Here is a 25485-nt window from a genome sequence, read left to right on the forward strand (position 1 = left end):
ATCCGTAGTCTTGGATTGTGACACGACTTCCTATCCGTGCGGAATTTGCCGATGAGGCTCCTTACGGTGCGCCGCAACTCGACGTCCCGGTGACGCTGAACGTCAATGAAAACCCGTATCCGCCCGACGCGGATCTTCTCGCTGACATTGCCGCTGCTGCCCGCGACGCGGCGTTACGTCTGAATCGCTACCCGGATCGTGACTTCATGGCGTTGCGGCAGGACCTGGCGGATTATCTGGCGGAGGAGTCCGGTGTTCGTGTTTCGGCGGCGCAGATCTGGGCGGCGAACGGCTCCAACGAGGTTATGCTGCACCTGCTGCAGGCCTTCGCCGGACCGGGGCGTTGTGTTCTTTCTTTTACGCCGACGTACTCCATGTACCCGGAGTACGCACGGGATACCTTCTCGCGGTGGGTTGTGGGACCGCGGCGGGAGGATTTCACCATTGATGTGAATTCTGCCCGGCAGACCATTACGAGGGAACGACCCGCAGTGATACTTCTGGCCAGCCCGAATAATCCGACGGGCACGGCATTGAGCCGTAGCGAATTGGAGGGGATCCTCGACGCCGCAGTGGCTAGTGGCCCGGACGACGGCGGTTCCGAGCAAGCGTCCAGCCTTGTCGTGGTTGACGAGGCCTACGCCGAGTTTCGGCGAGACGGGGCCCCTTCGGCGATGGAATTGCTGGCGCAGTATCCGTATATGGTGGTGACGCGGACGATGTCGAAGGCGTTTGGTGCGGCGGGGCTGCGTCTGGGATATCTAGCTGCTAGCCAGGAGGTGGTTGACGCGGTGACCGTGGTGCGCCTGCCCTACCACCTGTCGGCGGTGACACAGGCCGTGGCGCGCGCCGCGTTGGCGCATCGGGCCCCACTGCGCCGACAGGTGGCGGAAATACGCGTGGCTCGCGATGCCTTGGCACAGGAGTTGCGCGTTCGCGGACTGCGTGTTGCGCCGTCGGATGCCAACTATATTCTGTTTGGAACCTTCCCTGATCGGCATGCGGTGTGGCAAGCTCTACTTGAACGCGGTGTGCTGATCCGCGAAGTCGGCCCGGAAGGGTGGCTGCGTGTCAGTATTGGCACCCCGGAAGAGAACGCTGCCTTCCTGGCGGCGCTGGGAGAGGCAATGTAATGGGAGAACAACGAGTTGGCCGCATTGAGCGGGAGACCTCAGAAAGTAGGATCCGGCTCGAGCTGAACCTCGATGGGCACGGGGAGTCCGACATCGCAACCGGAGTGCCGTTCTATGACCATATGCTCACGGCGCTGTCACGGCACTCCCTTATTGATCTCTCGGTACATGCGGAAGGTGACATCGCGGTGGATGTGCACCACACGGTTGAAGATACCGCCATTTGTTTCGGTGAAGCACTGCGGCAGGCGTTGGGCGACAAACGAGGAATTCGGCGCTTCGGCGACGCCCTGGTGCCACTTGACGAGGCGCTCGCTCGCGCCGTTGTGGATATCTCTGGGCGACCGTACCTGGTTCACGACGGCGAACCGGAAGGCCAGCAGTATCACTTGATTGGCGGGCACTTCACGGGGGCGATGACTCGCCACGTGTTCGAGGCCATTGCCTTTCACTCTGGCATCTGCCTGCACCTTGACGTGCTGCGCGGCCGCGACCCGCACCACATCGTAGAAGCACAATTCAAGGCATTTGCGCGGGCGTTGCGAGGCGCGGTCGAATACGATCCACGCGTATCGGGCATTCCCTCCACGAAGGGTGCGCTCTAAGGCGGATCCAGGATCCGCAATGCAAGAAAGGACGAATACCGGTGGGCACCAAGATCAAGCGCTATGTCATCTTGACGCCGTTCGACCAGGCAGAGGTGGTGGCGGGCATCGCCTCGTTGCAACACCTCGATGTTGCGGTGGTTCCGACCTCCTCCGGTGCGCTGGTGGTACGCGAATTGCCTGTGCCGCAGTACGACGAGTGGGACATCCGCAATATTCTCGGACCCGACGACGCGGACCTGGAGGAGTTGGCGGCCTCGGGTGAGCCCGCCGATAATGCGCCGGCAGTAGCCGCCTTTTTCTCTCGTCTCTCGAAGTACGGCGTCGTGCTGCTTGACGTGAATCTGGACGACGGCGATGGCTTCGACGCCGGCGTAGCGGGAACCGTGCGCGCTTGGCGCTACCAGGCGGGCGAACCGGGGGAGGAGATTTCGGCCGGATTGTTGCTCAACTCCGCCGAACCACTGCTGGAGAAGATCATCCTCGGACAGGAGAAACCGGAAGATCACGGCGGTATTTTCGCCCGCGACGTCACACCAACCATGCTGACAAAGCTGGCGGCGCGGCGTCGCAGCGCCAGTGGCGGAAAAAAGGGACGAGAAGAGCAATCGGATGACTCCGATCACACCGATTCCAGCGGAGACGGACCGCAGGAAGCAAGTGAGCCTGCCGAGGCGCACAACCCGCAAACGGAGCGAGAAGAGGATGACTAAGAGTGTCGCTGCGGGCAGGCATTCGGCTGACGGCTGTGGGCCGCTAGAATGTCCGGCGTGAAGAAGATTGCTGTTCTTGCTGCGGGCACGGGCAATGTGCGTTCCGTTGTTCGCGCGGTGGAACACGTGGGCGCTGATGTCGAACTCACGGCGGACCCCGATGTGGTGATGGCCGCAGACGGCCTCATCGTTCCCGGTGTGGGCGCCTTCGCCGCAGTGATGGAGAAACTGCGTGGCGTTGGCGCGCACCGCCTTATTGAGCGGCGTGTAGCGGGAGGACGGGGCGTTCTCGGAATATGCGTGGGACTGCAGGTGATGTTCACGCGCAGCACGGAACGCGGTGAACACGAAGGTTTGGGCCAGTGGCCCGGGTCAGTGGACCGCCTTCCGGCACGAATCGTTCCCCATATGGGCTGGTCACCGGTGGATGTGGCAGAAGGGTCCCGCCTCTTCTCCGGGGTGGAGGATCAGCGCTTCTATTTCGTTCATTCATACGCGGTCCAGGAAGATCCCGGAGCGCAGATGAGCGATGCCCTTGCCAGACCGAACGTCACCTGGGCGGAACATGGCGCCCGCTTCGTTGCGGCGGTGGAAGATGGCCCGCTTTGCGCTACACAGTTTCACCCGGAGAAGTCGAGTGAGGCGGGCGCGGTGTTGTTGCGGAATTGGCTGGGAACCTTGTGATGTTCTGGTGCGGTGGTGGTTCGCCTGCGGCACCAGCAGCGGTGGACCGAACCGATTCATGGATCAGACGCACTGAATGCATGCGGTGAATGCGCCGAGAAGCGATGAGGAGTTAACGACATGATTGATAGTCTCCAACTTTTGCCCGCGGTTGATGTTGTCGGCGGACAGGCAGTTCGACTGGTGCAAGGCGAGGCCGGTACCGAGCAGAGCTACGGGGACCCAGCCGAAGCGGTGGCGACTTTTCTCGCCGAGGGAGCAACCTGGATACATCTAGTCGACCTCGACGCCGCTTTTGGGCGTGGATCGAACCACGAGCTACTCGCCGATATAGTGGCAAGCACGCCGTGCCAGGTGGAGCTCTCCGGTGGTATCCGTGACGATGCGTCGCTTGAGCGCGCGCTGGCTGCGGGTGCCGCCCGCGTCAACCTGGGAACCGCAGCCTTGGAGGATCCGGAATGGACCGCCGGTGTGATCGGGAAGTACGGCGCACGGATAGCCGTGGGCCTGGACGTGCGCGGAGAAACTCTTGCTGCGCGCGGCTGGACCAAGGAGGGGGGCAATCTGTGGGAGGTGCTGGAACGGCTCGACGGCGCCGGCTGCTCGCGGTACGTTGTAACCGATGTGGCGCGCGATGGCATGTTGAGCGGACCTAATACCGGCCTTCTCGCCGCCGTGGCGGGCCGTACCAGCGCACCGGTGGTAGCCTCCGGAGGAGTCTCGTCATTGGATGATTTACGGGCGCTGCGCGAGTTGGTTCCTTTGGGAGTCGATAGCGCCATTGTGGGCAAGGCGCTGTATGCGGGAGCCTTCACACTCTCCGAGGCGATTGCCGTGGCGGGGGAGCAGAACTGATGGATCCGCAGCGACTGCTGCAGCCGAATGCCTTCGCGGAAGACGACGGCACCGAACAGGCCGTGTTTACCCAGGCTCTCGCAATCGCAAACCCCATGCGGCGGCACGAGGCAGTGGTAGCGGCGCTGACCACGGGCCGCGTTCTCCTCGCGGTGCAGGCGCATCCACACCCCGGGCACGCTACCGTGGCGGCTATTGGTAGGCACGTTGCGGGAGGCGAAGAGTCCGGGCCGAGCGGCGAAATTAGTAATGTCACATCGAACCTGCGAGTAGACGGTCCGGGTGGGCGACCCGCGTTCGCGGTGTTCTCCTCGGCCGATCAGGTGGGGGCATTTGATTCCGCAGCGCGGCCGCTGCCTTTGGGTGGGAAGACCGCCGCGGCGCGGGCTCTTGCCACAGGTGGCATGCTGGTAGTGAATCCTGGTGATGAACAGGAATTCGTCGGTCGGAGCGCCTTGGCCGCTATTTCCGCCGCAGAACCCTGGTTAGCGCCATGGAACGATACCGACATCGCGACGCGAATTGGCCAGTCGGTGCGTGATTGCGAGCTTGTACGTGGACTCAGTATTTCCATGCGTCGCGGAGGAGTCACATTGGTACTGCTGCATATGGCGCAGCGAGCCGAACGTGCCGCAGCCGCAGATGCCGTGGTGCGGGCAAGTCAGGCTATCGCCCATGACGAGTATCTTCGCGCCCGCCTCGATGCCGTTGAAGTCGTACCCGTGCGTGACATTTGAGGCCCCGCGTCGAAACTGTGCAGGCGGCTGTTGCTTTCGCTGCTACCAGGGCCCAGGCAGGCGAATGCGGGGTGAAACGCGACGATGTCGAGGGCTGCGGACCCTCGAGACACTGTGTGGCCGGGTGGCCAGTGTGTGCAAAGCGACACGAAAAAAGGCCTATTTGAGGCCTGGTGGCCGGTCGTCGCCGCCGTCAAGCTGGTATAGTATTTGGCGACCAACCGGCCAAGCGGCCGGAATGCAAGTGGAGTACTCCCACCTGGGTGGCCCTCTGGGTACCGGGTTACATGGTAGGCAGCTCTTGGCAGCCGGTTCCTGGGGTGTTCTGCGCGCATCAAAGTCCAGGAACTGAGGAGCAGTTATCAACAACGAACCACGGGTCAATGAGAGAATCCGCGTCGACAAGGTGCGCCTTGTCGGCCCCGGCGGTGAGCAAGTCGGCGTCGTCCGGGTGGATGATGCTCTTCGTCTCGCGCAGGAAGCCGGATTGGATCTCGTTGAGGTGGCACCGAACTCCAACCCGCCCGTTGCCAAGCTCATGGACTACGGAAAGTTCAAGTATGAGGCTGCGCAGAAGGCACGTGAAGCGCGCCGGAATCAGTCAAATACGGTGATCAAGTCGATTCGCATCGGCCTGAAGATTGACGAGAATGACTACCGCACAAAAAAGAGCCAGGCGGAGCGATTTCTTGCGGGCGGCGACAAGGTGAAATTCGACCTGCGCTTCAAAGGGCGGGAACAGTCGCGCCCGGAGTTGGGTGTTAAGCTGCTGCGAGGCATGGCGGACGAGCTGGCGGAGATTTCTACCGTTGAGGCAGCTCCGCGCGCCGACGGCCGATACATGTCAATGGTGCTCGCACCGTTACGAAAGAAGTCCGAGGCGAAGTCGGACCAGCGGCGTCGTCGGGAGGCGCAACGTGAGAACCGGCGTGCACGCGACGCCGAGCGAGCACAGCGCCAGCAGGAAAAGGCCGCGGAGGCCAGTGAGTCTCCGGCGGCGCAGGACGCCGAGGCCAAGGCGGCGCCCGCTGCCAAGCCGAAGCCATCCGCACCCGGCGCCTGATACTTCTTTTTGTTGCCAAATAGACGCCGCACCGCTATGTGCGGCCTGATCGAGGGGCTGATATGCCGAAGAATAAGACGCACTCCGGTGCGAAGAAGCGTTTCCGCGTGACGGGAAGTGGGAAGCTTATGCGCCAGCAGGCCAATAAGCGGCATCTGTTGGAGCACAAGTCGTCGCGCCGAACCCGTCGCCTGTCAAAGGACCAGGCGGTCGCTAACGCGAACCTGAAGCAAGTCAACACCCTGCTGGGCCGCTGAGGCGGAAGGAGATTTAGACATGGCACGAGTCAAGCGCGCAGTCAACGCGCATAAGAAGCGTCGCACCACCCTGGACAGGGCGTCGGGGTACCGGGGCCAGCGTTCCCGCTTGTATCGCAAGGCCAAGGAGCAGGTCACGCACTCCATGGTGTATAACTACCGTGATCGCAAGGCCCGCAAGAGCGAATTCCGCAAGCTGTGGATCACGCGTATCAATGCCGGTGTGCGCGCGGAGGGCATGACATACAACCGCTTCATCCAGGGCTTGAGCCTGGCGGGTATCGAGGTTGATCGGCGCCAACTGGCTGAGATGGCGGTGAACGATCCGGTGGCTTTCAAGGCGGTTGTGGAAAAGGCGCGGCAGGCGTTGCCCACCGATGTCAACGCACCGAAGTCGGCGTAACACGATGTCGTATGACGGGAGGACTCGCGTGGGTCCTCCCGTTTTGCTGTCATCGCTATTGCGTGTGCGCGAGGCATCGACGCCGTAGACGTTGATCTGTTCGGCACGCACGTGCCGTTCGTTGGTCATTGAAAGGGGGCGGCTGTGAACACGCCGCGTATTAAGGAAGCGTCGCGAACTCAGTTGCAGCGCGCACAGCGCTTGCATCGGCGTGAACAGCGGGAAAAGCATGGGCAGGCGCTTGTTGAGGGGCCGCAGGCGGTCCGTGAGCTTCTGAGCTGGCAGGTGCAGACAGTGCGTGATGTGTACGCGACCAACGAGGCATTGGAGCGCCATCCCGATATTCGCGCGCTGATCGCGGCCAAAGGGGTCTGGACGCATGTGCTTGATGCCGCCGCTATGCGAGACCTGTCCGGCGACGGTCAAGGATTGGTCGCCGTTGCCCGCATACCACAGCGGCGGGAAGCGAGCACCCTGATGCGCGGAGCGCAGCTTGTTATCGCGGTTGCCGAGCTCTCTGATCCGGGTAATCTGGGGACAATCGTGCGCACGGCCGATGCGGTTGGGGCGGCTGCGGTTCTGATAGGAAAGGGGAGCGCCGAACTTTATTCCCCCAAGGCGATCCGTTCGACGGCGGGATCGGTGTTTCATGTGCCGTGTGTGACAGGCCTGGAGTTCGCCGACATGGTGCGTCTCGCGCACGACGCGGGATTGCAGTGCTTAGCGGCAGATGGAGCGGGCGAATGGGAGCTGCAAGCACTGGTCAATGCGGCCTGGGAGAAGCAGGTGCTCGGCACATGGTTCGATGGTCCCGATTTAACGCGTCCGACCATGTGGATTTTAGGGAATGAAGCGCACGGCTTCGCCGGGCAGTCGACGGAAATGGTGGATGCCCGTGTTTCAATTCCCCTGCAAGGACAGGCGGAATCGTTGAATGTATCGATGGCAGGTGCCATCTGCGCGTATACGAGTCTATTCGCCCAGAATGCCGGATGAACAGGAATCACACCCCTAGGCCTTAGGTCCCAGTTTTGAGCAAATTAAACGCACGTCTTTTTTTGTGAAAATCCCTGCTCGGCGCAAGGTCGAAGGTAACTGATTGCGATTTGGGATGTTCGGCCTATGGTGAAGATATGGTCGAAATACGAATCCACGGTCGGGGCGGACAGGGTGTGGTGACCGCCTCCGACATGGTGGCAATGGCAGCTTTCGCGGAGGGCCATCACGCGCAAGCGTTTCCGTCCTTCGGATCCGAGCGCACTGGCGCGCCGGTGGTCGCCTACAGCCGTATCCGCGATGAGGAGATACGCACGCGTGAACCGGTGCTGAATCCAGATGTCATTATCGTGCAGGATCCCACCCTCCTGCCGATCCTCGATGTTTTTGCCGGCTTGACGCCGGAGGGATACGCCCTGGTGAATTCGGCGAAGTCGCCGGAGGAACTTGGTTTCGCCGACGTGGCGCGGTCACGGCCGGTGGGGCACGTCATGTCTATTCCGGCCACGGATATTGCGCGCGAGCACACCGGACGAACGGTGCCGAACGCCGTCCTACTGGGCGCCATGGCCGCGCTTACCGGGCTGATCACGCTTGATTCGGTTGCCGCGGCGATCCGCAATCGGTTCCCGGGAAGCGTGGGCGAGAAGAACGTTGCCGCCGCAACCGCGGCTTATGAACTCGTCCTGGAGAAGAAGGGAGAGGCTGTTCATGCTTGAGCAAATCGAGGGATCGAAGGCAATCGCGCATACCGTGGCGCGTTGCCATCCAGAGGTCGTATCGGCCTACCCCATCTCACCTCAGACGCATATCGTTGAAGAAGTCTCGCGTATGGTCAAAACAGGCGAGCTGAGTGGATGCGAATACGTCAATGTCGAGTCCGAGTTCGCGGCAATGTCCGCCTGCATCGGAGCCTCCGCAGCGGGGGCTCGCACCTACACCGCGACGGCGTCGCAGGGCCTGCTGTTCATGGTGGAGGCCGTTTACAATGCCTCCGGCCTCGGCCTGCCCATCGTGATGACGGTCGCCAACCGTGCGATCGGCGGTCCGATCAACATCTGGAACGACCAGTCGGATACCATGTCGCAGCGCGACTCCGGCTGGCTGCAGCTCTACGCGATGGATAATCAAGAAGCCGCAGACCTGCACGTCCAGGCCTTCAAGCTCGCCGAGGAACTCTCTCTTCCGATTATGGTGTGCATGGACGGTTTCATCCTCACGCATGCCGTTGAACAGGTGAACCTTCCCGAAGAAGATCAGATCGCGCGCTTCCTGCCGCCTTTTGAACCGCGACAGTTGCTTGATCCCAGTGATCCGATCTCCATTGGTGCGATGGTAGGCCCGGAGGCCTTCACCGAGGTGAAATACCTCGGGCATATCAAGCAGTTGGAGGCACTGGACCGTATTCCGGAGATTCAGAGTGAGTTCCAGCAGATCTTCGGACGCGATTCCGGCGGTCTGCTTCACTCCTATCGGACGGAGGACGCGGAAACCATCGTCCTGTGCCTGGGCTCGATCACCGGCACGATCCGCGATGTCGTGGACGCGCGGCGCGAACGGGGCGATAAGATCGGCGTCGTTTCGCTGGTTGCCTTCCGTCCCTTCCCGACGGCGGCCGTTCACGATGCGCTGGACGGAGCCAAGCGTGTTCTCGTCGTCGAGAAAGCGTTCTCCAGCGGGATTGGAGGCATTGTTGCCGCACACGTACGTGGCGCATTGGAAGGCAGCGACATTCGGATCTACGAACTAATCGCCGGGCTTGGTGGACGCGATGTCACCCAGCCGTCGTTGAACGACTACTTCGACAAGGCCGAGAAAGACGCCGTCGAACGGCTGACCTTCCTTGACCTGCAAACCGATATTGTCAAGCGCGAACTGGAGCGCCAGGAGGCCAACCGCCGCTCGGGTGCATCTCCGGAGAATATCGTGCGTGACGTAACACGAAAGATGATGGAAGGTGCGCAATGAGTAACGATACAACGGCTGCCAGCGTTCCTCCGGAGCTCACTGAAAAGCGCTATATCCGTGGGAACCCCGGGGCGGCAGACGTGCCCGAAACACAGATTCCGGCACGTGAACACGTCAAGTTCTATCAGGTCGGTTCCTTCGCCGTCGGCAACAGACTGGTACCGGAGGAGCTACGTTCCTTTCAGTCGGAGAAAGACCGTGCGAATTCGCTGACATCGGGTCATCGCGCCTGCCAGGGCTGCGGCGAGGCGCTCGGTGCACGATACGCGATTGACACTGCAATGAAGGCCACGGGTGACAAGGTCATAGCGGTTAACGCTACCGGTTGCCTGGAAGTGTTCTCGACGCCATACCCGAACAGTGCGTGGAATTTGCCGTGGATTCATTCCCTGTTCGGCAATGCCCCGGCAGTGGCTTCCGGTGTGCAGGCGGCCCTGAAGGCCAAGGGGTGTGAAGACATCCGTGTAATCGCGCAGGGCGGCGACGGCGGTACCGTCGATATCGGAATTGGCGCGCTGTCGGGCATGTTCGAGCGTAACGACGATGTGCTTTACATCTGCTACGACAACGAGGCCTATATGAACACCGGCGTGCAACGGTCCGGTGCGACGCCGCCGACGGCGCGCACCGCGACAACCCAGCCCGTGGGTCCCGAGCCGGGTAACGACTGGGGCCAGGGCAAATTCATGCCACGTATCGCGATGGCACATGAAATACCTTATGTGGCAACGGCAACGGTTGCTGATCTGCGCGATCTCGAATACAAGGTGAACAAGGCTATGCAGTACCGCGGTGCGCGCTATATTCATGTGCTCGTTCCCTGCCCGCTGGGCTGGGGTACCGCCTCGAATATCACGGTTAAGATCGCGCGTTTGGCGACGCAATCTGGCCTGTTCCCCGTTTTTGAAGCGGAGTACGGTGAGCTCGTCTCCTCCGCGAAGATCCGCAGACCGGTTCCGGTGGAGGAGTACCTGCGCCCGCAGCGGCGCTTCGCGCATCTGTTCAAGAAGAATGCGGATCGCGCGGTTATTGCCCGGCTGCAGGAGTTGGCGGATCGCAATATTCGCCGATACGACCTCATTGATGAAGATCAGTTGGACGAATTCGTCAAGACGCCGGAAGAGGAGGGCTGAGCAATGACGACTGAAACCCACGGAAAGCCGCTCCCGTTCGCCATCACCCTAGGAAAGGGAACATCGGACACGAACCTGACCGGCTCGTGGCGTACCGAGCGACCGGTTTATGTGGATCTTCTACCGCCGTGCAACAAGGCGTGCCCGGCCGGGGAAAACATCCAGCAGTGGCTCTCACGCGCAGAAGAGGGCGATTATGAAGCCGCCTGGCGTGAAATAATGGTGAATAATCCACTGCCCGCCGTTATGGGCCGAGTGTGCTACCACGAGTGTCAAACTGCCTGCAACCGTGCGCAGGTCGACGAAGCCGTTGGCATCAACGCCGTTGAACGTTTCCTCGGTGATACCGCGATAACACAGGGCTGGACCGTCGAGCCGGTTAATGAACCGAGTGGCAAGACGGTGCTGGTTGTCGGAGCAGGGCCGTCCGGGCTTTCGGCGGCCTATCATCTGGCACGGCTCGGGCACAGGGTGACGGTTCGTGACGCCGGAGAGAAGCCCGGCGGCATGATGCGTTACGGCATCCCGGCATATCGCCTGCCGCGTGACATTCTTGACGCGGAGATCGCCCGGATCGAGAACATGGGCGTCACCTTCGAAATGGGCACCTCAGTTGATTCACTCAACGCTGCGCTCAAGGATTTCGACGCTGTCTTTTTGGCGGTCGGCGCGCAGGTGAGTCGACACACGGAGATTCCGGCCGGGACTGCGGCCAAGGTGATGGACGCCGTGACCATGCTGCGCGATATCGAGGTCGAGGGCGAAGCGGCAGAGGACGCCGCCAAGCCACTGCTTGGACGGCGGGTGGTTGTCTACGGCGGCGGAAACACGGCGATCGACGCCGCACGTTCCGCGAAGAGGCTCGGCGCGAGTGACTCGGTGATTGTCTATCGGCGCACTCGCGACCGCATGCCTGCCCATGACTCCGAGGTCGTCGAGGCGGAAGAGGAAGGCATCACGATGCGGTGGCTGGCCACCATCAAGCATATCGACGAGGGTGAGCTACTCATCGAGAAGATGGAATTGGACGAGAACGGTTTCCCGCAGCCGACCGGCGAATTCACGAAGCTGGAAGCGGACTCGGTGGTAATGGCCCTCGGGCAGGAGTCCGATCTCGGCCTGCTCACTGGCGTGTCGGGGATTGAGGTCGAACGCGGTGTTGTTTCCGTGGACAAGCATATGATGACCGGCCATAAGGGCCTCTTCGCCGGTGGCGACATGGTGCCATCGCAGAAGAATGTCACCGTCGCTATTGGCCACGGAAAGAAGGCGGCCCGCAATATCGATGCCTATCTGCGCGGGGCGGAGTATGAACCGGCGCCAAAGCACGGCGATGCGACCCTGGACCGGATGGAGACGTGGTACTACACGGATGCGCCGCATCAGGTACGCGCCAAACTAGCCGGGGCACGGCGTTCCTCAACCTTCGACGAGGTTGTGGAGGGATTGGACGAGTCCTCCGCCCTGTTTGAAGCGCGGCGTTGCATGAGCTGCGGCAACTGCTTCGGCTGTGACAACTGCTTCGGCGTGTGCCCGGACAATGCGATCACCAAGATCAAGCCCGGGGAGTACGAGTTCAAGTACGACTACTGCAAGGGTTGCGGCGTGTGTGCCGAGGAGTGCCCCTGCGGTGCGATTTCCATGGTGCCGGAGGAGATCTAAGCCGCCGCATCAGGCACGCGATTGGGGTGACCGGGAGTCCGACCATGATCGGCCCCGGTCACTGCCACGCTCCGGGGCCACGTTACAGGTGGGAGGAGGGCGTTTCGATCTACGCACGCGGCGCTGCTACGGCGTGTAACTGCTCGGTAAGCGACACTCCTGCACGCGGAGCGAGGTACGCCGCGCCGTTACGCTTGTCCTATGCGTGCGAAGCTACTGAGGAGTAGCTTAAAGATGTGAACACTACCGTACGGAATCTGACAGGTGTAGGCGTCTCCGTTGCCGCAGCGGGTATCTATCGCAACGCGAAAGCGGTTGCCAAACAGAACCCGGTGTTCCGGCGGTATTGGGAGAACCACCTCATCACAACGCTCCGGCTTCTCGACGCCGCTGCTCGGGCGGACAAGGAGCTACCGCTGATCTACGTGGCGCTGGGCGATTCGGCAGCGCAGGGCTTGGGCGCAGATCGGCTCGAAGACGGCTATGTGCCGCGTATCGCGGCGGGTTTGCAGCGGGCGACCGGGCGCCCGGTCGCTCTGCTGAATATCTCGCTATCGGGTGGGACCGCAGCCTCCGTGTTGGGAACGCAGTTGCCGCAACTAGCCGGGTTGACAATAGGTTCCGCTGCGCTGCGTCCGGATATCGTCACCCTCGATATCGGTGGTAACGATGTCGGCGTCGCCGGGTTGACACCGGAGGATTTCGGCAATGCGATGGATCAGATTGCACGCGCGCTGCCCCAACCGAGTTTCATTGCCGATATCCCAACGTTCAAACCGTTGCGGACGCAAGAGCGCGCATCGCAGCTCTCGGCGGAGTTAACGCGTGCGGCGAAGGCACACGGGTGTAGCGTCATTGAATTGGAGGCTCTCTCCAACAGCTTCTCCGTGTGGGAATACATGACGAAGTACCACGCGGCAGACATGTTCCACCCGAATACACCGTGGTACCAGCGCTGGTCGCAAATGTTCATGGACGCGATTAGTGAGCGGCTCGACTTACCCCGCGTGGATATGGATACCGTGGCGGATTGGAAGCCGTGGCGAGGATAGAAACAGACCCGCCGAGCAGGAGCAGAACCGGCACGGAGCCGTCGGTGGTGAAGGATTCCGTCGGCAGTGGGAAGCACATACATACAGGAGAAGAACGTGGCAAGACTCTTTGAGCCCATCACATTGCGGGGTATCACCATCCGCAACAGACTGTGGTTGCCGCCTATGTGTCAGTACAGCGCCGACCCTGAAGGCGGTGATGCTGCACGGCCCAACGCATGGCACCTGCAGCACTACGCCGCACGATCAGTAGGCGGTTTCGGCATGATTATCGTCGAGGCGACTGCGGTCAACCGGCAGGGGAGGATTTCGCCGTACTGCCTCTCACTCGGAGATGAGGCGGACGTTGCAGCCTTTGCTCGGCTGGCAGACACAATCCGGGTGGGTGGCGCTACCCCTGCGATCCAGCTCAATCATGCCGGACGAAAAGCCTCGGGTCCGCCTGGATGGGAACGATCCTTGCCGGAGGATTCGCTACTGGCGTGGCAGACTGTTGCGCCATCAGCGGTGCCTTTTTCCACGCATGGCCCGCGACCACAGGAATTATCAGAGGCACAGATTGAGGACCTCATCGCGCAGTTTGGGCGCTCGGCGCAGCTGGCTGTTGCGGCCGGATTTGACGTTATTGAGCTGCATGCTGCGCACGGCTACCTCATCCATCAATTCCTCTCTCCGATGTCGAACCGGCGGGAGGACCGGTGGGGTGGAAGCTTTGAGAACCGCACCCGCTTCTTATTGGCGGTGATTGACGCTGTGCGAGCTGTCACTGCCGATACACCGCTGATCGTGCGGCTCTCTGCCAGTGACTGGCTCGAATTCGGCCAAGAATCGGACGAAGTAGGACACCCGGGCTGGACGCTCGCAGAGTCAGTTGAGCTCGCATGCACGGGCGCGGAGCATGGGGTTGACTTCTGGGACATTTCCAGTGCAGGAAACGTACCGTTCGCGCCGCCGCAGGTCACGCCGGGATATCAGGTTCCATTCGCGCAGAGAATCCGCTGCGAGGCGCGAGTGCCAACCAGTGCTGTCGGTCTTATTGGTAGCGCGGGGCAGGCCGAGCAGATTCTCGTCACCGGGCAGGCCGACGCGGTTGAAGTGGGCCGAGTGGCATTGCACGATCCCTATGTTGCAAACCGCTGGCATGCGGAACTTGACCGCGACGCAACAGTCTGGCCCTTGCAGTATCAACGGGGGTAGGTTCATGTGCAGGGAAGGTGGGATGGGGCAACTTTGCTCAGGTGCACTTGGTCCTGACTGTGGGCTGTCCGTGTTGCGCGTACTAGCGACTGCGTGACGGGATTGGAAGGAATGGGAATATGCCAGTCGTTTGTGCAGAGTGGCTCGGCGGGAATTCGCGGAACCGGAACTGGGAGATTTCAGCTGGAATGCCAGAAGCGGCGCGTGAGATCAGCGCGGTTGCTGCAGCCAGACTTGCGTAGAATGTTATGAACGTGGACCTTCACAGTGCTAAGCGCTAGGAAGAGAGTGTCCGCGATTGTGCGGTTATCGTGCCCCAAGAGAATGAGGCAGAGCACTTCAATCTCCCGCGGTGAAAGGTTGTAATGGCTGCCGAAGGAAGTGGCACTTTCGCAGATGAAGGTACTGCGCCGATCATTTTGCGCGTAGCGGGGCGGCTGCTCGTACCGAAGATGTAGGGCACGGTAGACCCGGCGCCATGCATGTGCGGCACAACAGAGTAAGAGAGCGTTCTCAGCGAAGTTTCGTTCGGGAAGAAACGGAAGTGGAGAGCCACTTTCCCAGTCGTGGATTAGTTGGAAGTACACGTTCCAGACAATAGTCCCGACTACACAAATCCAGACTGCAAGATATAGGCGGCAGTGCTGACGCATGTGTGCGCGTTCCGCAGGATCTTCAGATACTGCGTAGCAAAGAGCGAGATACGTGAGTAATGCGATGATCGACAGACTGCGCATGCTGAAAAAAGTGAACTCCATCCATCGTCCACCGGGTACGAGTAAGAGTGCGGCGAGACTTCCACATGCAAACACGAGCGGCGGCGCGATGGCAATTCTGTGGTCTTTGCCGAGGAAGTTGGCAACTACAAGCCAAAAGAAGGTAAGCAGACAAGACCCCAGAGCTACTGACTCAACCGGACTGTTGATTTCGTAGATACAGCTGACCTTGCGATGGGGGAGGACAAAATCCGTGCGGAATACGAGCGCGACGTCTAAGAAGTAGAGAGCGAAGGCAGCGGCTGCCCAACCATAGGTCTGGCGATGTGTGACCACAAAGGCCGCGAGGCACCCAGCCGCAGCAGCTATTGAGATGAGTAACACTGCGAGCGTGTAGTAGTACAGAGCGATCACGGCGGTAACTCTTCTGGGCGCGAGACGAGCGACGGTGCCCACTCGGATCAAGTGGGATGCGGTACGTGAACCGCGCGTACTAATGATCCGACGATAACCCAACCCGGGTCACGATTCGTATCCGATCACTAGATGCGGAGGTTCTCGTATTGCTTCGCCTTATCATACCGCGAGCAGGAAGGGTGAAGGGCGCCAAGATGTGGACCATTTGGCCCTTGCTGACTCAGCGTCGGTACAGATTGGAGGACGTGGGACGAGCGGTGGGAAGAATCGTTCAAATCGCGCACTTCTATTCCTGGGTGTAGGGCGGATGTAGTGGCATTAGACCCTAGTGGAGAAAACACTGGCCGCGGCTAGACCTTGAAACGTGGCAGAACTCACAATGAGAGTGGAGCTAGTGACAGTACGTGTCACATCGGGCGACCTACGACCAGATCACGGTGGCCCTATCTGCTAGTACAACAACACCCAATGGAGGGGATTGCAATGCCGATAAGTCTCAGTGGACGCAGTTTTCTCAAGCTCCTTGACTTCGGACCCGACGAGATCCAGTACCTCATCGACCTGGCAAGAGGTTTCAAAGATTTGAAACGTACTGGAACTCCGCACAGATATCTGGCGGGGAAGAATATTGTTCTTCTCTTTGAAAAGACATCAACGCGCACGCGTTGTGCCTTTGAAGTGGCAGCAATGGATCTCGGGATGGGAGTGACCTACCTTGATCCGGGGAGCTCACAGATGGGAATGAAGGAATCAATAGAGGATACTGCACGCGTCCTCGGACGCATGTATGACGGTATCGAGTATCGAGGTTTTGGGCAGGACATTGTGGAGGACCTCGCGGTCAACGCAGGTGTGCCCGTGTGGAATGGATTAACCACTGAGTTTCACCCCACCCAAATGATTGCGGACATGTTGACGGTCCATGAGAACTTTCCTCAGGGAATTCGCGGCCTAAAACTCGTCTTCCTTGGAGATGCGCGAAACAATGTTGCGAACTCTCTTATGGTGGCATGCGCAAAGCTGGGCTTGCACTTCGTGGCCTGCGGACCGAACCAGCAGATGCCCGAGGATGAGCTTGTGAGGCAATGCCGCGAGATTGCCAGCGATACTGGCGGAACTATCACTCTTAGCGAGGATATAGATGCTTCCTGCGTTGATGCCCACGTTGTCTACACGGATATATGGCTATCCATGGGGGAGGACGATGAACTGTGGGCAGAACGTATCCGTCTGCTTGAGCCTTATCGTGTGACCGAACGGGTGATGAGTATGGCTCATCCGAGCGGCATCTTCTTACACTGCCTCCCATCATTCCATGACACCAAAACAACCATTGGTGCCCAAGTGGCGGAGAAGTTTGGCTTGGGGGAGATGGAAGTAGAGGACGCGGTGTTCGAGTCTAAACAGTCGCGGGTTTTCGACCAGGCAGAAAACCGCATGCATACGATCAAAGCCGTCATGTACGCGACGTTGTCTTAGAGGTGCAAGCATGTCAAAACAACAGACAATGGTTGTCGCCCTTGGAGGCAATGCGTTGGGCAGAACTCCGGAAGAACAATTGGCGTTGATTCGTGACGCTGCACGGGCGATTGCGGATTTCATAGCTGCCGACAACGAGGTTATCGTCACACATGGGAATGGGCCACAGGTCGGCATGATCAAAGTTGCTACCGACGTGTCGGCTGCTCATGATGGCGGAACGCCTTACATCCCGTTCGCTGAGTGTGGCGCGATGTCGCAAGGCTACATCGGCTACCACCTTCAGCAGGCAGTGGACGAAGAGCTGAAACGACGCGGCAAGCAGGTTCAGTGTGTCGCGCTGGTGACTCAAACGGTTGTTGACGCGCAAGACCCTGCCTTCGCCAATCCGACGAAGCCCGTCGGAGCCTTCTTTTCCGAGGAACAGGCACGTGTGCTCATGCGGGAAACCGGCAATACCTACGTTGAGGATGCCGGACGCGGATGGCGTTGGGTAGTTGCCTCGCCGCAGCCAATCCGGATTGTCGAGACACCGCTCGTCAAGGCACTAGTTGCGACAGGGAATGTCGTCGTTGCTTCCGGAGGGGGAGGGATACCGGTTATAGACGGTGAAACCGGATTACGCGGCGTGGCCGCAGTGATTGACAAGGACCGTTCGGCAGCGATTCTCGCTGGGGATGTTGATGCAGATATGCTCGTTATCCTCACCGCCGTTGACCGTGTGTGTCTTGACTACAACACGCCAGAGTGCCGGGAAATCGACGTAATGACGGTCTCCGAAGCCCGCAGGTATGCAGCTGCGGGACAGTTCGCCGAAGGGTCGATGCTGCCAAAGGTTGAGGCGTGTATCAACTTCGTAGAGAACCGTCCGCAGGCGCGGGCTCTAATTACGTCTCTACGACGAGCGAGTGAGGCCTTGCTCGGCGAAACCGGTACCCTCATCGTCGCGGATGGCTCCGCTCCAAACGAACGTTCATAAGGGCACTCGGCGGAGCAGGGTCGCGATGGCTCCGCCGAGTTATCCTCTCTGCTCCCGAAACATATGGGTGGCATCGGGCGATGGAGTCTCCAGATCGCGATACGCGAAGAGGTGGCTCCTTAGCCTTCCACATACCGTCTGAAGCGCCCGCCAACCGGTTCGTACGTTGTGGCGTTTCTGTATGACGAGCAGCTTTCACACATGGAAAGGGAAGACCAGTGTCAACGCAAACAACTGAAGAAGCGCCGACTGTCCGGAAACGCAAGCTCACATTCCCTTCGGCTTTCACCATCCTTTTTGCTCTAACGATTCTCGCCGTGGCCGCTACCTGGTTCATTCCGGCCGGATCATATTCGAAACTCGCATACGATGCGGATAGCGATACTCTCACCGTCACGGATCCACATGACGAGGTGACTACGTTACCTGCAACTCAGGAGAGCTTGGATCAACTCGGTGTAACCATCGACATCTCGCAGTTTACCTCTGGAGCACTGAACCGCGCGGTCTCGGTACCGGGCAGTTACGAGAGTCTTGAACAGAAACCTGCAGGTATCGGAGACATCACGAGTTCGATGGTCCACGGAACGATCGAGGCCGCAGACATTATTGTCTTCATTCTTGTGCTCGGTGGCCTTATCGGGGTAGTGCGGGCCACTGGAGCCTTTGAATCGGGACTCATCGCCTTAACAAAACGTACCAAGGGGCGGGAGTTCCTGCTCGTGTTCTTCGTGTCCATCCTCATGGTTCTGGGTGGGACCTCCTGTGGATTGGAAGAAGAGGCGGTTGCCTTCTATCCGATCCTCGTACCTATTTTCCTCGCTATGGGATACGACTCGATTATCTGTGTCGGTGCTATCTTCTTGGCAGGCTCAATGGGAACTACTTTCTCCACCATCAACCCGTTCTCCGTGGTGATTGCCTCGAATGCCGCTGGTATTCCCTTTACTCAAGGCATCGAGTGGCGCGCTGGCGGCTGTGTAGTAGGCTGCGCCGTCGTCGTGGCGTACCTGTACTGGTACGCCCGGAGGTTGAAGAAGGATCCGGCCTTCTCCTACACCTACGAGGACAGAGATGCTTTCAACCGGAGATGGAAACTTAGTGGGGACATCAATGATGCGACTGGTTTCACCTGGCAGAAGAAGGTTATCCTCCTCTTGTTTGTATCGGCCTTTTTCATAATGGTGTGGGGGGTCATGTCACAAGGATGGTGGTTTCCCACCATGGCGGCGTCATTCCTCGCCATCACGATTATCTGCATGCTGCTAGCGATGACGGGTAGGGGCAGACTGCGAGAAAAGGAACTTGTTGACGCTTTCTGTGACGGAGCATCGAGTCTTGTTGCAGTGTCTTTAATCATTGGTCTAGCCCGAGGCATCAACTTGGTGATGAATGAAGGGAGAATCTCCGACACCCTGCTCCATTCCGCTTCGAACCTGGTCGAAGATATGAGTGGACCGTTGTTCATCATCATGATGATGCTGGTGTTCTTTGTGCTCGGTTTTGTCGTTCCCTCATCCTCGGGATTGGCGGTACTATCGATGCCTATCTTCGCGCCTCTGGCCGACACCGTGGACATTGATCGATTCATCGTGGTGTGTGCTTATCAGTGGGGTCAGTACGCGATGTTGTTCCTGGCACCGACCGGGCTGGTTATGGCGACTTTGCAGATGCTCGACATGAAATTCTCCCATTGGCTGCGCTTCGTCTGGCCGATGGTCGTCTTCGTGCTTTTGTTCGGCGGGGTGCTCCTTGTAGCGCAAGTGTTCATCTACGCTTGACCGCGAGCGGGACGACTTATTAGCGAGAAGCGCGTCGCGCAATCTAGAAAGGAGCGCCTTGATCCCTCGCGCTGGGCGCACAACTGGCCCTGACTGTCTGTGATGCGACCAGCGCGAGGCGGCAGACTGGGTGGTGTGTTCCCTGCGGAATCAGAGACTTACTACAAGACGTATTCCTCGTACTGCTCATGCCGGGTAGGGCAATACGGTCTCCTAATTCCCGCTGGAGAGACGTTCGGCGACCTTGCCTTTTACATTGACGAAGGTGTCGCGGGCCCTGGAGCCGACGGTTGACGCGGTGCTTTTCAACTGCTGCCCAGCTTGACAGGCGGCCTTCTTAGCCTTGGCGATCCGTTCTTTGTTTTCAGGCTCGTCGAGCTTCTGCTGTACCGTTGTGGCGACACTCCTGGCAGTTTGCGCGGTAGTGTCGGCGAGTTGCTTCGCCTTGTTGGTCGCGGTGTTTGCAAATTGCTTCGCCTTGTTGGCAAGAGAGTCGTTGTCAGCCATCGTTACGGCGCCTCCTTAGTTGTGCCTCCACGGTGCCAATTCCATCGCAGCGGCGGTCACGATCTCCGTCCTATATACGCATACTACCCCGCGAACGTCGACGGCGGACGGGGATAAGTGCAGGCTGAGGCGGAGTCAGCTGTCGGCGCAAGGGCACAGTCGTCAGCGTCGGCCGGGCGCAGAAGGCGTGTGTGTGAGCGTAACGACACCACGGTCCGCTTGGCGTACCGGTGTGCGGGGCGCCGGGCGCGATCTGCGCGCCTATTCTGGCGTGACCGTGCGGGGAGTGCCGACCGACGACGTATGCGAGCCGCGTGACTCATTGGTGAGCGCCCAGCCAATGGCACCCAGACCGCGGACCGAGCGGCTGGCAATGTCGATGGCACCGGATAGCGCCTGCAGTTCGCTTTGCCCCGCGGCAAGGGCAGCTGTGAATGCCCCGTGCAACGCATCGCCCGCACCTAGCGTGTCGACGACCTGCGTCGCGGGTACGTGCGGTACGGACAGTGAATAATACTTCCCACCGACAATGGCTTCCACCGGTTCGTTCCCGTTCGAGCGTGCCGCCAGAGTCATTCCGCGCCAGGCGAGCATTTCCAGGAGTTGATCCTCGGCTCCGGGCAGGACGAAGTCGGCGGAGAAGATTCCGTGTGAGACATAGGGGAGAAGAGCAACGGTTCCGTCTTTGTATGATCCGCCGTCGAAAACCACCGGAATACCGAGCTGCTGCGCAGTGCGCGCCAGGGGCAGTTGTACATCGGGAAGGTGTCCGTCGATAAGCAGAGCCGCAGCGTTATCAAGAACATCGGCAGATGGGAAAGTATGGCTGCGTCCACTGCTATTCGTTGATATAACCGTACGGTCGCCGCAGGCATCGATGGCGACGGCGGATATCGCCGGGTCCCCATCGCTTGCCAGGTCGATAGTGTGGACACCGCAGTCGTTGAGCCAACTCAAAGCCATCGTGCCGAAGACACCAGTGCCTATGGGTGAGATGAGTGTGGGCTCCGCACCCAGAATGGCGGCTATACGGGCTGCATTCGCTGCCGGCCCTCCCACATCGAGAAGGGCACCGTTTGCCACGACCTTCTCGTTGGCCGCTGGTACATGCTCAACATTTTGGATGAGGTCGATGGTCGTCAGACCACAGAAGACGGTTCGCATGGCACTAGCCTAGTTGCAGCCCAGGCGCTCGGGCAGGCGGCTGACGGTCGTGTTGCCCAGTCGGGTTTGCGTGGTTGCACGGACCTGCCGGCTGTGGCGTGGTTGGGAGCTGTAGACGCCTACTGATCTCACAGGCCGGGAACTGCCTATGGCAGGACTCGGCACTAGCATGGTGCGAGCAGCGTATTACACGCGATGCGGGCAGTCGGGCGCGGCTTGTGGCAATTGACTACACTTGGAACGGACCCAAGGGAAAGGCATGTATGTCTGATATCGAGCTCAGCCCCCTAGACGAGGAGGGCATTACGCGCGCTGTGGAGGAGGCGCGGAAAGCCTTCGCCACTGCGACGACGCTGGAGGAACTGAAGTCGGCTCGGCTTGCCCACAGTGGCGACAATGCGCCAATCACCCACGCAAACATGCTGATCCGCAACTTGGATAAGGCTGATCGGCCGGTGGCGGGTCGGCTGATGGGAGCGGCGCGGAAGGCAGTGCAGGAGGCTTTAGCGCAGGCGACGCAGCGGCTTGAGGATGAAGCAGCTGCACGAGCGATTGCGGAAGAACGTGTTGATGTCACGCTACCGACAGGCCGTGCTCCGCGCGGAGCACGGCATCCGTTGACTGTGCTGATGGAGGATATCGCTGACTTCTTCGTCGGTATGGGATGGGAGATCGCCGAAGGGCCGGAGATGGAACATGAGTGGTTCAACTTTGATGCTCTGAACTTTGGCCCGGATCATCCGGCGCGGCAGATGCAGGATACCTTTTACGTTGATGGAGTCGCCCGCATCGGCGCGGAAGCGGGAGATTCCTCTAGGCCGTCCGCGCAGGAAGCGAGCGGGCTCATCCTGCGTACTCACACATCTCCCGTCCAGGCACACGCGCTGCTGGAACGCGGTGTTCCGCTCTATATCGCGTGCCCGGGCAAGGTGTTTCGCACCGATGCACTGGATGCCACGCACACACCTGTCTTCCACCAGGTCGAAGGTCTTGCCGTCGATAAAGGGCTGACCATGGCCCATCTGAAGGGCACCCTGGACCATTTTGTTCGGACGATGTTCGGCCCGGATGCTCGCACGCGCCTGCGGCCGTCTTTCTTTCCCTTCACCGAACCATCGGCGGAGTTGGATCTGTGGTTCCCGCAGAAAAGGGGTGGCGCCGGTTGGATCGAATGGGGCGGTTGCGGCATGGTCAACCCGAATGTGCTCCGTAACGTCGGCGTCGACCCCGATGTCTACTCGGGCTTTGCCTTTGGTATGGGTATTGAACGAACACTGATGCTGCGCCACGGCATCGCCGATATGCGCGACATGGTTGAAGGCGACGTGCGATTCTCACTTCAGTTCGGCACGACGGGAAGGGGAAACTGAGATGCCGCTTATTCCGATTGGTTGGCTTGGCGCTCATGTTGAGCTGCCGGAAGATCTGACGCCGCAGCAGCTCGCCGCCTCACTGGTGCGCGTCGGTTTGGAGGAAGAAGCCATTCACCCGGCGGAGGTTACTGGTCCCGTCGTCGTCGGGCGCGTGCTAACCCGGCAGGCGAAGGAACAGTCGAACGGCAAAGTGATCAACTACTGCCGTGTCGATGTGGGAGTTCATAACGACAGCCCCGGCACCGGGAAGGAGCCGAGTGAGCTGCCCTCACGGGGCATAATCTGTGGTGCGCACAACTTTGATGCCGGGGACTACGTGGTGGTATCGCTGCCGGGTGCGGTTTTACCCGGTGGGTTTAAGATCTCCGCTCGCAAGACCTACGGGCATATTTCGGACGGGATGATCTGTTCGGCCCGTGAGCTGGGCATTGGCGAGGATCACGCTGGGATCATCGTACTGGCGAAGGCCGACGACGCCGCCGCGATTGCGGCATTGCCCGAGCCTGGCAGCGACGCTCTGCCGTTGCTCGGCGTCGCGGGCGAAACGCTCGAAATCAACATCACACCCGACCGCGGCTATTGCTTTTCCATGCGCGGGGTGGCACGCGAGTACCACCACGCCACGGGTGCAGTCTTCACTGATCCGGGCCTGGCGGAGAATCTGCCGACACCGCTTCCTGCTGCCAACCCCGACGGTTTCCCGGTTGTGGTGGAAGATGACGCACCGATCCATGGTCGGCCTGGATGTGATCGTTTTGTCACACGGGTGGTGCGCGGTGTCGACCCGCAGGCCCAATCCCCGAAGTGGATGCGGGACCGGCTGACGCAGGCGGGGATGCGTCCGATCTCACTGATCGTTGATGCGACGAACTACGTCATGTTGGATCTCGGTCAACCGTTGCACGCGTATGACCTTGACACGGTCGTAGGCCCGCTTGTGGTGCGGCGTGCACGGGACGACGAGCACCTGGTCACCCTCGACGATGTGGACCGCGCGCTCGACCCGGAGGATCTACTCATAACCGATTGTTCCGGAGGGCATGGTGCGCGGGTGCTCGGCCTGGCGGGAACCATGGGCGGCGCTGATACGGAAATTGCTTCCGCAACGACCAATGTGCTCATTGAGGCGGCCCATTTTGACGCCGTGTCCGTTGCCCGCACTGCCCGGCGTCATAAGCTTCCCAGTGAGGCTTCGAAGCGCTTTGAACGGGAGGTCGATCCACTGGTGGCACCTGTGGCCGCGCAGGCCGTGGTTGACATTCTTGTGCAGTACGGCGGCGGCGTGGCGGGCACCGAGGTCACCGACTACTGTGAGATCACACTGCCGGAGGTGATCGAATTTCCCCTGTCCGAGGTCGAGCGCCTCACCGGCTTACGAGTCGACGCCGAGCGTATCGTCACGATCCTCGCCGACATCGGCTGTACCGTCGCCGCAGGAGCTTCGCCGGGCGTCGTTACCGTTACGCCACCGAGCTGGCGGCCGGACCTTGTTGCTCCGGCAGACTATGTGGAAGAAGTGGCACGCATTATCGGCTACGACAATATTGACAGCCTGTTGCCACAAGCCGTTGTCGGCCGGGGTCTGACCACAAAGCAACGCCAACGCCGCGATATTATGCGCGCACTGGCCGAGCAGGGGTGGGTACAGAGTCTCTCATATCCCTTCATTTCTACCGCTAGCATCGACAAACAGGGCATTTCCGAGGACGATACCAGGCGCCTTGCCATACGGTTGAAGAATCCGTTACAGGAAGAGGCGCCGTATATGCGCACATCCTTGCTGGACTCTTTGCTGGACACGGCCCGGCTCAATGTTTCTCGCAGCAATCCGGTAGTTGCCGTGTGCGAGGACGGAGTTGTGACTCATCCGCTTGACTTGGGGCAGGCCGAGCAGCCCGGCGTCGGCGAACGGCCGAGCGATGCGCAAATCGCTACGCTGTTGGAGGCGATTCCCCGCCAGCCGCATCATATTGCGGGTGTGGCCTGTGGGCCGGCCACCGAAGAAAAGACGGGGTTACAGGCGATTGTTTGGGACTGGCGTGATGCAATCGAAGCGGTCAAGACCGCTGCCCGCACCATTGGTGTGGAGTTGGCCGTGAGCGCCGACGAGCGTGCTCCTTGGCATCCCGGACGATGCGCCAAATTGACTCTCAGTGGCGATGCGAATTCCGACGCTGTGATCGGATGGGCGGGAGAACTCGCACCCGCTGCATGCAAGGCATTTGAGCTGCCGACACGGTCCATTGCCTTTGAGCTGGATGCCGATGCGCTGTGCGCGGGCCGTGGCAGTGCAGAGGTACAGGTGGAGCGGATCTTTACGAATCCTGTGGCGAAGGAGGATATTGCTCTTGTCGTTGATGAGGGCGTCACCGCCGCCGAGCTTGAGGCGACGATCCGCGCTGCGGCCGGAGAGTATCTGGAGGACGTACGACTCTTTGACGTCTACACCGGCGAACAGGTCCCGGACGGCAAGAAGTCGTTGGCCTTTGCGCTTCGACTTCGCGCGGACCATACGCTTAGCGCCGAGGAGACCGCACGCGTGCGTAAACGCGTTATCAAACAGGCGGAAAAGCGTTTCAACGCCGAATTGAGGGCGTAAGTCGCGCTGCGT

Annotated in this window: 24 protein-coding genes; 21 read left to right on the plus strand and 3 right to left on the minus strand. The window is 60.1% G+C overall.

Annotation, left to right across the window (positions count from 1 at the left end; all coding sequences use genetic code 11):
• Window positions 1–14: 14 nt before the first annotated feature.
• From EKN07_RS01765 to EKN07_RS01840, 16 genes are all read left to right on the plus strand, one after another.
• Complete coding sequence (locus EKN07_RS01765; protein WP_206435651.1) at window positions 15–1133, plus strand: histidinol-phosphate transaminase; 1119 nt, start codon at window positions 15–17, stop codon at window positions 1131–1133.
• Window positions 1133–1738 carry an imidazoleglycerol-phosphate dehydratase HisB gene (gene hisB / locus EKN07_RS01770; RefSeq protein ID WP_126145510.1) on the plus strand — a complete coding sequence of 202 codons (606 nt, stop codon included), beginning with the start codon at window positions 1133–1135 and terminating at the stop codon, window positions 1736–1738. The genes EKN07_RS01765 and hisB overlap by 1 nt, the downstream gene beginning before the upstream one ends.
• 41 nt (window positions 1739–1779) lie before the next feature.
• The gene (locus tag EKN07_RS01775) at window positions 1780–2451 is read left to right on the plus strand and encodes a hypothetical protein (protein WP_126145511.1); all 672 of its coding nucleotides are present in this window, start codon (window positions 1780–1782) and stop codon (window positions 2449–2451) included.
• 57 nt (window positions 2452–2508) lie between these two features.
• Entirely contained in the window at window positions 2509–3135 is a 627-nt protein-coding gene (gene hisH, locus EKN07_RS01780) for an imidazole glycerol phosphate synthase subunit HisH (RefSeq protein WP_346426238.1), read from the plus strand.
• A 120-nt stretch (window positions 3136–3255) separates the two neighbouring features.
• Entirely contained in the window at window positions 3256–3990 is a 735-nt protein-coding gene (priA, locus tag EKN07_RS01785) for a bifunctional 1-(5-phosphoribosyl)-5-((5-phosphoribosylamino)methylideneamino)imidazole-4-carboxamide isomerase/phosphoribosylanthranilate isomerase PriA (RefSeq protein ID WP_108715546.1), read from the plus strand.
• Window positions 3990–4727 (plus strand): SseB family protein, encoded by a 738-nt coding sequence (locus tag EKN07_RS01790; protein ID WP_108715547.1) that lies wholly within the window; start codon window positions 3990–3992, stop codon window positions 4725–4727. Before priA ends, EKN07_RS01790 begins: the two co-directional genes overlap by 1 nt.
• 361 nt (window positions 4728–5088) lie before the next feature.
• Window positions 5089–5790 carry a translation initiation factor IF-3 gene (infC, locus tag EKN07_RS01795; RefSeq protein ID WP_108715548.1) on the plus strand — a complete coding sequence of 234 codons (702 nt, stop codon included), beginning with the start codon at window positions 5089–5091 and terminating at the stop codon, window positions 5788–5790.
• A 62-nt stretch (window positions 5791–5852) separates the two neighbouring features.
• Complete coding sequence (gene rpmI, locus EKN07_RS01800) at window positions 5853–6047, plus strand: 50S ribosomal protein L35 (protein WP_108715549.1); 195 nt, start codon at window positions 5853–5855, stop codon at window positions 6045–6047.
• 19 nt (window positions 6048–6066) lie between these two features.
• Window positions 6067–6450 carry a 50S ribosomal protein L20 gene (rplT, locus tag EKN07_RS01805; protein WP_108715550.1) on the plus strand — a complete coding sequence of 128 codons (384 nt, stop codon included), beginning with the start codon at window positions 6067–6069 and terminating at the stop codon, window positions 6448–6450.
• A 144-nt stretch (window positions 6451–6594) separates the two neighbouring features.
• Entirely contained in the window at window positions 6595–7446 is an 852-nt protein-coding gene (locus tag EKN07_RS01810) for an RNA methyltransferase (protein WP_108715551.1), read from the plus strand.
• Window positions 7447–7583: 137 nt separating this feature from the next.
• Window positions 7584–8165, plus strand: a complete 582-nt coding sequence (locus EKN07_RS01815; RefSeq protein ID WP_108715552.1) for a 2-oxoacid:acceptor oxidoreductase family protein — start codon at window positions 7584–7586, stop codon at window positions 8163–8165.
• Window positions 8158–9414, plus strand: coding sequence for a pyruvate ferredoxin oxidoreductase (gene porA / locus EKN07_RS01820; RefSeq protein ID WP_108715553.1), 1257 nt, complete (start codon window positions 8158–8160; stop codon window positions 9412–9414). The genes EKN07_RS01815 and porA overlap by 8 nt, the downstream gene beginning before the upstream one ends.
• Window positions 9411–10547, plus strand: a complete 1137-nt coding sequence (locus tag EKN07_RS01825; RefSeq protein WP_126145512.1) for a thiamine pyrophosphate-dependent enzyme — start codon at window positions 9411–9413, stop codon at window positions 10545–10547. Before porA ends, EKN07_RS01825 begins: the two co-directional genes overlap by 4 nt.
• Window positions 10548–10550: 3 nt before the next feature.
• The gene (locus EKN07_RS01830; protein WP_108715555.1) at window positions 10551–12209 is read left to right on the plus strand and encodes an NAD(P)-binding protein; all 1659 of its coding nucleotides are present in this window, start codon (window positions 10551–10553) and stop codon (window positions 12207–12209) included.
• A gap of 236 nt (window positions 12210–12445) precedes the next feature.
• The gene (locus tag EKN07_RS01835) at window positions 12446–13261 is read left to right on the plus strand and encodes a GDSL-type esterase/lipase family protein (protein WP_126145513.1); all 816 of its coding nucleotides are present in this window, start codon (window positions 12446–12448) and stop codon (window positions 13259–13261) included.
• A 96-nt stretch (window positions 13262–13357) separates the two neighbouring features.
• Window positions 13358–14458 (plus strand): NADH:flavin oxidoreductase/NADH oxidase, encoded by a 1101-nt coding sequence (locus EKN07_RS01840; RefSeq protein ID WP_108716668.1) that lies wholly within the window; start codon window positions 13358–13360, stop codon window positions 14456–14458.
• 179 nt (window positions 14459–14637) lie between these two features.
• On the opposite strand, the gene EKN07_RS01845 is transcribed toward EKN07_RS01840, so the two are convergent.
• The gene (locus EKN07_RS01845; RefSeq protein ID WP_126145514.1) at window positions 14638–15588 is read right to left on the minus strand and encodes a helix-turn-helix transcriptional regulator; all 951 of its coding nucleotides are present in this window, start codon (window positions 15586–15588) and stop codon (window positions 14638–14640) included.
• A 486-nt stretch (window positions 15589–16074) separates the two neighbouring features.
• Between EKN07_RS01845 and argF the strand changes: the two genes are divergently transcribed.
• The 3 genes from argF (at window position 16075) to EKN07_RS01860 (ending at window position 19830) form a co-directional block, all read left to right on the plus strand.
• Window positions 16075–17070, plus strand: a complete 996-nt coding sequence (argF, locus tag EKN07_RS01850; protein ID WP_126145515.1) for an ornithine carbamoyltransferase — start codon at window positions 16075–16077, stop codon at window positions 17068–17070.
• A 10-nt stretch (window positions 17071–17080) separates the two neighbouring features.
• On the plus strand, window positions 17081–18049 hold the full coding sequence (gene arcC / locus EKN07_RS01855; protein WP_126145516.1) for a carbamate kinase: 969 nt from the start codon (window positions 17081–17083) through the stop codon (window positions 18047–18049).
• A gap of 218 nt (window positions 18050–18267) precedes the next feature.
• The gene (locus EKN07_RS01860; RefSeq protein WP_126145517.1) at window positions 18268–19830 is read left to right on the plus strand and encodes a YfcC family protein; all 1563 of its coding nucleotides are present in this window, start codon (window positions 18268–18270) and stop codon (window positions 19828–19830) included.
• A 213-nt stretch (window positions 19831–20043) separates the two neighbouring features.
• On the opposite strand, the gene EKN07_RS01865 is transcribed toward EKN07_RS01860, so the two are convergent.
• Together EKN07_RS01865 and EKN07_RS01870 are read right to left on the minus strand one after the other, a co-directional pair.
• Complete coding sequence (locus EKN07_RS01865) at window positions 20044–20337, minus strand: hypothetical protein (protein WP_108715558.1); 294 nt, start codon at window positions 20335–20337, stop codon at window positions 20044–20046.
• 261 nt (window positions 20338–20598) lie between these two features.
• The gene (locus tag EKN07_RS01870) at window positions 20599–21501 is read right to left on the minus strand and encodes a PfkB family carbohydrate kinase (RefSeq protein WP_108715559.1); all 903 of its coding nucleotides are present in this window, start codon (window positions 21499–21501) and stop codon (window positions 20599–20601) included.
• 263 nt (window positions 21502–21764) lie between these two features.
• On the opposite strand from EKN07_RS01870, the gene pheS reads away from it, so the two are divergent.
• Window positions 21765–22871 carry a phenylalanine--tRNA ligase subunit alpha gene (gene pheS, locus EKN07_RS01875; RefSeq protein WP_108715560.1) on the plus strand — a complete coding sequence of 369 codons (1107 nt, stop codon included), beginning with the start codon at window positions 21765–21767 and terminating at the stop codon, window positions 22869–22871.
• Window position 22872: 1 nt separating this feature from the next.
• Complete coding sequence (gene pheT / locus EKN07_RS01880; RefSeq protein ID WP_108715561.1) at window positions 22873–25473, plus strand: phenylalanine--tRNA ligase subunit beta; 2601 nt, start codon at window positions 22873–22875, stop codon at window positions 25471–25473.
• Window positions 25474–25485: the final 12 nt, after the last annotated feature.

The organism is Actinobaculum sp. 352 (assembly GCF_003957265.1).
In the GTDB taxonomy this organism is placed as follows: Bacteria; Actinomycetota; Actinomycetes; order Actinomycetales; family Actinomycetaceae; genus Asp313.

What these genes read in the sequence shown, in the direction of transcription:
- hisB (WP_126145510.1), top strand. Translation starts at nt 1,133, where the DNA reads ATGGGAGAACAACGAGTTGGCCGCATTGAGCGGGAGACCTCAGAAAGT.
- priA (WP_108715546.1), top strand. Translation starts at nt 3,256, where the DNA reads ATGATTGATAGTCTCCAACTTTTGCCCGCGGTTGATGTTGTCGGCGGA.
- EKN07_RS01790 (WP_108715547.1), top strand. Translation starts at nt 3,990, where the DNA reads ATGGATCCGCAGCGACTGCTGCAGCCGAATGCCTTCGCGGAAGACGAC.
- rpmI (WP_108715549.1), top strand. Translation starts at nt 5,853, where the DNA reads ATGCCGAAGAATAAGACGCACTCCGGTGCGAAGAAGCGTTTCCGCGTG.
- rplT (WP_108715550.1), top strand. Translation starts at nt 6,067, where the DNA reads ATGGCACGAGTCAAGCGCGCAGTCAACGCGCATAAGAAGCGTCGCACC.
- EKN07_RS01815 (WP_108715552.1), top strand. Translation starts at nt 7,584, where the DNA reads ATGGTCGAAATACGAATCCACGGTCGGGGCGGACAGGGTGTGGTGACC.
- porA (WP_108715553.1), top strand. Translation starts at nt 8,158, where the DNA reads ATGCTTGAGCAAATCGAGGGATCGAAGGCAATCGCGCATACCGTGGCG.
- EKN07_RS01825 (WP_126145512.1), top strand. Translation starts at nt 9,411, where the DNA reads ATGAGTAACGATACAACGGCTGCCAGCGTTCCTCCGGAGCTCACTGAA.
- EKN07_RS01830 (WP_108715555.1), top strand. Translation starts at nt 10,551, where the DNA reads ATGACGACTGAAACCCACGGAAAGCCGCTCCCGTTCGCCATCACCCTA.
- argF (WP_126145515.1), top strand. Translation starts at nt 16,075, where the DNA reads ATGCCGATAAGTCTCAGTGGACGCAGTTTTCTCAAGCTCCTTGACTTC.
- arcC (WP_126145516.1), top strand. Translation starts at nt 17,081, where the DNA reads ATGTCAAAACAACAGACAATGGTTGTCGCCCTTGGAGGCAATGCGTTG.
- EKN07_RS01865 (WP_108715558.1), bottom strand. Translation starts at nt 20,337, where the DNA reads ATGGCTGACAACGACTCTCTTGCCAACAAGGCGAAGCAATTTGCAAAC.
- EKN07_RS01870 (WP_108715559.1), bottom strand. Translation starts at nt 21,501, where the DNA reads ATGCGAACCGTCTTCTGTGGTCTGACGACCATCGACCTCATCCAAAAT.
- pheS (WP_108715560.1), top strand. Translation starts at nt 21,765, where the DNA reads ATGTCTGATATCGAGCTCAGCCCCCTAGACGAGGAGGGCATTACGCGC.
- pheT (WP_108715561.1), top strand. Translation starts at nt 22,873, where the DNA reads ATGCCGCTTATTCCGATTGGTTGGCTTGGCGCTCATGTTGAGCTGCCG.